Origin of the sequence: Tardiphaga sp., assembly GCF_025356345.1 — a bacterium.
Classification (GTDB): domain Bacteria; phylum Pseudomonadota; class Alphaproteobacteria; order Rhizobiales; family Xanthobacteraceae; genus Tardiphaga.
Genome location: NZ_JANXTC010000396.1, coordinates 1 through 4,266, shown reverse-complemented (window position 1 = coordinate 4,266; position 4,266 = coordinate 1). Strand labels below are relative to the sequence as shown.

The window sequence follows — 4,266 nt, the reverse complement described above, 5'->3', positions numbered from 1 at the left end:
GCGGCCTCGCGGGCCTTGGCGGCGCGCTCAGCGCCGAGATCCTCGGGCTCGATCCGTATTTCCCGCTGAAATTCATGATTTACTTTCTGATCGTGGTCACCGTCGGCGGCTCCTCCAGTATTACCGGTCCGTTCCTCGCATCCTTGCTGCTGGGCATCGGTGACGTCGCGGGAAAATACTACGTGCCAAAACTCGGCGCCTTCGTGATCTACACCATGATGATCGTGATCCTGATCTGGCGCCCGAACGGCCTGTTCGGCCGTACCGCGGCGCGGTGAGGACGCCATGACCGTCTCCGAAACGCTTCGCTCCCAGGTTGGCGCTTTTGCTGTCGCGCGCGGCCGCTGGCGCTGGCCGGAACTCGTGTTCTGGCTGCTCGCCGCCAGCGCCGTCCTGCTGTTTCCGAACCGCTACCTGATCCTCACCGAGATCGCTTGGCTGGCGCTGTTCGCGCTGTCGCTCGATTTGATCCTTGGCTATGCCGGCATCCTGTCGCTCGGCCACGCCGCCTTTTTTGGCTTCGGCGGCTATGCCGCGGGCCTGCTGGCGCTGCACCATATCGTCGACGAGCCGGTACTGGCGCTGCTGGTCGCGGGCCTTGCCGCGATGCTGCTGGGCTTCGTTACCAGTTTTCTGGTGATGCGCGGCTCGGACCTGACCCGTCTGATGGTGACGCTTGGCATTGCCCTGTTGCTGCGCGAACTCGCGAACCGCTTCTCCAACATTACGGGCGGCTCCGATGGCTTGCAGGGCATCGAGATGGCTCCGATCCTCGGCCAATTCTCGTTCGACATCTTTGGCAAGGTTGGCTTCATCTATTGTCTCGCGGTGCTGTTCGTCCTGTTCCTGCTGGCGCGGCGCATCGTGCATTCACCGTTCGGCCTGTCGCTGCGCGCCATCCGCAACAACCCGCTGCGCGCCTCGGCGATTGGCATTCCCGTCAATCGCCGGCTGATCGCGATCTATACCATTGCCGCCTTTTACGCCGGGGTCGCCGGCGCGCTGTCGACCCAGACCACGGCGCTGGCCTCGCTCGACGGCTTCGCCTTTGACCGCTCCGCCGATCTGATGCTGGTGCTGATCATTGGCGGCACCGGCTATCTCTATGGCGGGCTGATCGGCGCGGTCATCTTCAAGCTGCTGCAGGAATTGTTCTCGACGCTGACGCCGCAATACTGGCAGTTCTGGATCGGCCTGGTGCTGGTCATCATCGTGCTGATCGGCCGCGAGCGCATGAACCGCTGGGCGCTGTACCTGCCGCGGTTGCTGCTGCGCAAATTCGGCACGAAATCGCCGGTCGCGTTGCCGGAAGGGGAAGCGCCATGAGTTTCGCGCTGCAAACCGTCAACCTCGAAAAGAAATTTGGCGGCCTGGCTGTCACCCGCGATCTCAGCCTGAATATCGCGACCGGGGCGCGCCACGCGCTGATCGGTCCGAACGGTGCCGGCAAGACCACGGTAATCAATCTGCTGACCGGCGTGCTGGCGCCGAACTCCGGCCGAATTCTGCTTGAGGGCAACGACATCACCGATCTGCCGGTCCATAAGCGCGTGCTGCGCGGGCTGTCACGCACCTTCCAGATCAACCAGCTCTACGCCGATCTGACACCGCTGGAGACCATCGGCCTGGCCGCCTCCGAACATCTCGGCCATGGCGGCGACTGGTGGCGCCGCATGGGCACGCGCCCCGCCGTCAATGATGAGATCGCGGAAAACCTGACCCGCTTCCATCTGCTTGACGTCATGAACGAGCCGACCGCGACGCTGCCCTATGGCAAGCAACGGCTGCTGGAGATCGCGGTGGCGCTGGCGACCAAGCCGCGCGTGCTGCTGCTCGACGAGCCCGCCGCCGGCGTGCCGGAAAGCGAGCGGCATGATATTCTGTCGGCGGTGGCCAGCCTGCCGCGCGACGTCACCGTGCTGCTGATCGAGCATGACATGGACCTGGTGTTTTCGTTCGCCGACCGCATCTCGGTACTGGTCGCAGGATCGATGCTGGTGGAGGGCCCACCCGACGAAGTCGCGCGTGATCCACGCGTCAAGGCGGTCTATCTGGGCGAGGGCGCCGATGTCTGAGCTCCTGCGTATCGACGCGCTACGCGCCGGCTACGGCCAGGCGGTGGTGATCCCGAACCTGACCTTGCGGCTCGGCGAGGGCCAGGTGCTGGCGCTGTTGGGGCGTAACGGCACCGGCAAGACCACGCTGATCAATTCCATCGTCGGCGTCACCAAGCGATTCAGCGGCGCGCTGTCGCTCGGTGGGCGCGACCTTACGTCGATGCGCGCCGACCAGCGCGCCCGCGCGGGCATCGGCTGGGTGCCGCAGGAGCGCAACATCTTTCGCTCGCTCACGGTGGAAGAAAACATGACCGCGGTGGCGCAGCCCGGCGAATGGACCGTGCGCAAGGTCTATGAAATGTTTCCGCGGCTGGAAGAGCGCAAGGCGAATTTCGGCAACCAGCTGTCCGGCGGTGAACAGCAGATGCTGGCGGTCGGCCGCGCGCTGGTGCTCAATCCGAAAGTGTTGCTGCTCGACGAGCCGACCGAGGGCCTGGCGCCAATCATCGTCGAGGAATTATTGGCCGCGCTCGGCAAGATCACCCGGGCCGGTGGTATCTGTTCCATTATCGTCGAGCAGAATGCGCAAAAGATTCTCGGTCTCGCTGACCGCGTCGTGATACTGGAACGTGGCGGTATCGTCCATGACGCGGCCAGTGCAGCGCTGAAGGCCGATCCCGCGGTATTGGAACGCTTTCTCGGCGTTGCCGGCGGGACGCATTAGTTGGTTCAACTCGCCGGCATCGTTCCCCGGACGCGAAGCAACACGCGGCAAGTGCCGCGCAGCGCACCGCGTCCGGGGATCGGATTGCAATAGATTCGATACAATCACTCAGGAGTACAAAACCATGCAACGAACCAAAGCCCCGTTCCGCGCCGACGAAGTCGGCAGCCTGCTGCGCCCGCAGAAGATCAAGGACGCTCGCGCCAGGCTCGAAAAGGGCGAAATCACGGCTGAGGATCTGCGCAAGATCGAGGATTCCGAGATCGAGAAGGTCGTGCACAAGCAGGCCGCGATCGGCCTCCAGCTGGCCACCGATGGCGAATTCCGCCGTTCCTGGTGGCACTTCGACTTTCTGGCCAAGCTGACCGGTTGTGAATTGTATCATCCGGATCACGGCATCCAGTTCGCCGGCGTGCAGACCCGCCAGGACGCCGTACGCGTGATCGGCAAGCTCGACTTCCCGGCTGACCATCCGATGCTCGAGCACTTCAAGTTCCTGAAGCGCCACGCCGACATCGCCGGCGTCACCGCCAAGATGACCATCCCGTCGCCGGCCGTGCTGCATTTCCGTGGTGGCCGCAAGGCGATCTCGATGGACGCCTATCCGGACATGGATCTGTTCTTCGAGGATCTGGCGAAAACCTACCGCAAGGCTGTGAAGGCATTCTATGACGCCGGCTGCCGCTATCTGCAGCTCGACGACACCGTCTGGGCCTATCTCTGCTCGGAGGACGAACTCGCCAAGCTGCGTGCCCGCGGCGAGGATGCCGACGGCCTGCAGCAGATCTATGCTCGCATCATCAATTACGCGATCGCGGAGCGTCCCGCCGACATGGTGATCACTACCCATGTCTGTCGCGGCAATTTCCGCTCCACCTGGATCTCGTCGGGCGGCTATGAGCCGGTCGCCGAGACGCTACTGGCCGGAACCAATTATGACGGCTACTTCCTGGAATATGATTCCGACCGCGCCGGTGGCTTCGAGCCGCTGCGTTTCCTGCCGAAGGGCAACAAGGTCGTGGTGGTCGGCGTCATCACCTCGAAATTCGGCGAGATCGAAAAGAAGGAAGATATCAAGGCGCGCCTGATGGAAGCAGCCAAGTTTGCTCCCGTGGAGCAACTCGCTGTTTCCCCGCAATGCGGCTTCGCCTCGACGGAAGAAGGCAATATCCTCAGCGAGGAAGAGCAGTGGGCCAAGCTGACCCTCGCCGTCGACGTCGCGAAAGACCTCTGGGGCAAGTAGCAAGCCGGGCGCTGGTTTTTACCTCCCCCAGTTGGGGGAGGTGAAAGCGGTGAAAGGGAAGACGTTCGGAAAGGGCCTATATCGAAGGCGTCGGTTCCGTCGGGAGGTGATATTGCGAGCGTCGCCGGTCAGCGGCTGCTGATGACGATCGATATTTCGCCGGTGCGCAGGGTCAGTCCCGCGGACATCTGCGCGGCGATCATAAACATGGCCATCCCCGCGGGGATTAGAACCAGTCGGAA

The 4,266-nt window shown here is 63.2% G+C and carries 4 protein-coding genes and 1 pseudogene; all 5 read left to right on the top strand.

Going from position 1 to position 4,266, the window contains the following annotated elements:
* A pseudogene (locus Q0S16_RS24390) lies at positions 1–278 on the top strand (branched-chain amino acid ABC transporter permease); the annotation flags it as partial.
* Between the two features lie 7 nt (positions 279–285).
* A complete protein-coding gene (locus Q0S16_RS24385) occupies positions 286–1,326 on the top strand; it encodes a branched-chain amino acid ABC transporter permease (protein ID WP_295854443.1) in 1,041 nt (346 codons plus the stop codon).
* A complete protein-coding gene (locus Q0S16_RS24380; protein ID WP_295854440.1) occupies positions 1,323–2,075 on the top strand; it encodes an ABC transporter ATP-binding protein in 753 nt (250 codons plus the stop codon). The genes Q0S16_RS24385 and Q0S16_RS24380 overlap by 4 nt, the downstream gene beginning before the upstream one ends.
* Entirely contained in the window at positions 2,068–2,781 is a 714-nt protein-coding gene (locus Q0S16_RS24375) for an ABC transporter ATP-binding protein (protein ID WP_295854436.1), read from the top strand. The genes Q0S16_RS24380 and Q0S16_RS24375 overlap by 8 nt, the downstream gene beginning before the upstream one ends.
* A 124-nt stretch (positions 2,782–2,905) precedes the next feature.
* On the top strand, positions 2,906–4,024 hold the full coding sequence (locus Q0S16_RS24370) for a cobalamin-independent methionine synthase II family protein (RefSeq protein ID WP_295854433.1): 1,119 nt from the start codon (positions 2,906–2,908) through the stop codon (positions 4,022–4,024).
* Positions 4,025–4,266 lie beyond the last annotated feature (242 nt).